Source organism: Dethiosulfatibacter sp. (assembly GCF_983023055.1).
Genome location: NZ_CEZJXU010000379.1, coordinates 1 through 2,590 on the forward strand (window position 1 = coordinate 1; position 2,590 = coordinate 2,590).

Genomic DNA, 2,590 nt, shown 5'->3' on the forward strand with positions numbered 1-2,590 from the left:
AAAATGGATATATGAAAGTAATAATTACAGGAATATAGCAGAGAAAAGCATAAGGTATGTAATCAAGGGTAGTCAGAAGTGCTAAAATTGTTACTAATATGATTGCGTATGTGAGATTTAAGTCATTTCCTTTCTGCATAGCAATTCTCCGGACATGTTTTTTATTTGATTTTACTACAAGTGTAGTTCTACAGCATTAGGAAGGACTATTAAAAGTTAATTATTTAATGAATATGATATAATCAATATACAGTGAATGTTAAAAATATGAGCGGAATTTCAAAAAAAATTAAAATGGATTGTATTTGAAATATAAGAACAAAGGAGACTATACTATTGAATATTATGAAGTGGCTTCTTCAGGGAGATATTGCTCTAAGATATCAAGTTACAAGAGACTTAATGAATAAAGATGATACGGAGTTGAAATCAAGGATATCTAAAGAGGGCTTTGGCAGGAAATTCCTCGATTTACAGAAGGAAAACGGACACTGGGGAAGGGGATTCTACCAGCCCAAATGGATAAGCACACATTATTCTCTTTTGGAACTAAAACATCTTAATGGTATCAAGACTGATGGCATTAAAAAAGCGATAAGTATCATTTTAAAGGAGAATATAGAAGAAGAAGACGGAGGAGTAAATCCCTCTAGGTCAATCCCCAAAAGCGACGTATGTGTAAATGGTATGGCTCTAGATTATATGTGCTGGTTTGAGGCAGATGAAGAAAAACTTGAAACTATTGTTGATTTTATCATAAATCAACATATGTCTGATGGAGGATTTAATTGCAGACTTAACTATTCCGGTGCTATTCATAGTTCACTTCACTCAACCTTGTCAGTACTTGAAGGAATAAGAACTTATGCAGATAAGGGATACACTTACAGACTTCAGGAACTTCTTGAAATAGAAAAGAAGGGAATTGAATTCATATTGGAACATAGGCTTTACAAGTCAGATAAAACAGGTGAAATAATAAGTAAAAGCTTTCTTATGTTGTCTTATCCCTCAAGGTGGAGATATGATATTTTAAGAGCATTGGTGTATTTTGAAAGAGCAGGAATTACATATGATGAAAGGATGGATGATGCACTTGATGTACTCATTTCAAAAGGTCGAAAAAACGGAACCTGGCCTGTCCAGGCTAAGCATCCCGGAGAAGTCCATTTTGATATGGAAAAGACTGGGAGCGACAGCCGATGGAACACATTGAGAGCCCTAATGGTGTTAGGTAAATATAGGAAAGACTATCTCATGAATTCAGTACTTGAGAAGCTGTCACGTGAGTTTGAGAAGGAGAAAGTGAAATACGGAATCGGAGCATCACTTCTATTGAAGGCCTGGGGTCTGTTTGATGTTGCCAATGATATTGACATAATAGTTTCTTATGATGACAGGGAAGGGGCAATAAAGGTTCTCGAAGAACTGGGTGTAGAAAAGGATAAGAAGAATCTGGAGCTCTATGGTACGGAATTCTTTAAAACCTATAGTATTGACGGTGTAGACATAGACATAATGTCTAACTTTACCATAAAAACAGACGAAGGAGAATATACCTATCCATTTGAAGACGACAGTATTTTAAGAATGAAGGTCCTTGACTGTGAAGATATTCCAACAATGTCTTTAGAGAATTGGTTTGTTGTCTACAGCCTCATAAGGAGGGATGAAAAGGCTGAAAAAATCAGAAGCTTCTTAAATGAAACTGGTTTTGAAAGGAAATTAATTGAAGCAGCCTTAGAAAAACAGCTCAATAAGAATACAAGGAAAAAGATAACAGGACTGTTGGCAAGCCAATAATTATATTGAAATTATTGAATTTTAATTCTATAATTAGTCTATGTGATAAAATAATATAATTTACGCAGAGACGTTTTATGGAGGCAATTATGGAATATACAAGTGTACTTTTGTCTAAAAAGGACAAAATCGGATATGTAACCTTGAACAGGCCTGAGAATAACAATACTTTCAACATACCTTTGGCAATTGAACTTAATGAAGCTTTAGTGGAATTGGAAAAGGATGATGATGTGAATGTAATAGTCATTGATGCCAATGGTAAGAATTTCTGTACAGGAATAGAAGTTGACTATGTAGATGGTAAGCCATTTAATGATTATATCCAATGGATAGGATTTATGGAGAAAATGAATCTTACAATTGCAGAGATGGGCAAGCCTGTCATTGCATCTGTCAAGAATGTTGCAGTGGCAAACGGAATCGGTCTTGTTGCAGCCTGCGACCTTGCAATAGCAGCTGAAAACGCAAGATTTGGAGCAACTGCAGTAAATGTGGGACTTTTCTGCATGGGACCTGCAGTGCCTCTTCTGAAAAGTCTTGGAAGGAAGAAGACACTTGAACTTATAATGACAGGTGATATGATAGGTGCAGTTGAAGCTGAAAGACTCGGCCTTGTAAACAAGGTAGTTCCAAACGACAAGCTTGAAGAGGAAACATATGCATTTGCCAAAAAACTTGCAGACAAGAGTCCCCTTGCGATGCAGCTTGGAAAAGAATCTTTCTACAAAATGGAGGACCTTGACTACAGAAGTGCTATGGAACTTACAAATAATCATTTTGCTGC

2 protein-coding genes are annotated in these 2,590 nt (G+C 36.0%); both read left to right on the top strand.

The features are described from left to right. The first annotated feature begins 336 nt into the window (after nucleotides 1–336). Nucleotides 337–1,803 carry a nucleotidyltransferase family protein gene (locus AC3AX0_RS11280; protein ID WP_487550382.1) on the top strand — a complete coding sequence of 489 codons (1,467 nt, stop codon included), beginning with the start codon at nucleotides 337–339 and terminating at the stop codon, nucleotides 1,801–1,803. A gap of 89 nt (nucleotides 1,804–1,892) precedes the next feature. Beyond that, nucleotides 1,893–2,590: enoyl-CoA hydratase/isomerase family protein (locus AC3AX0_RS11285; RefSeq protein WP_487550383.1), on the top strand; the 698-nt coding region annotated here is incomplete at its 3' end.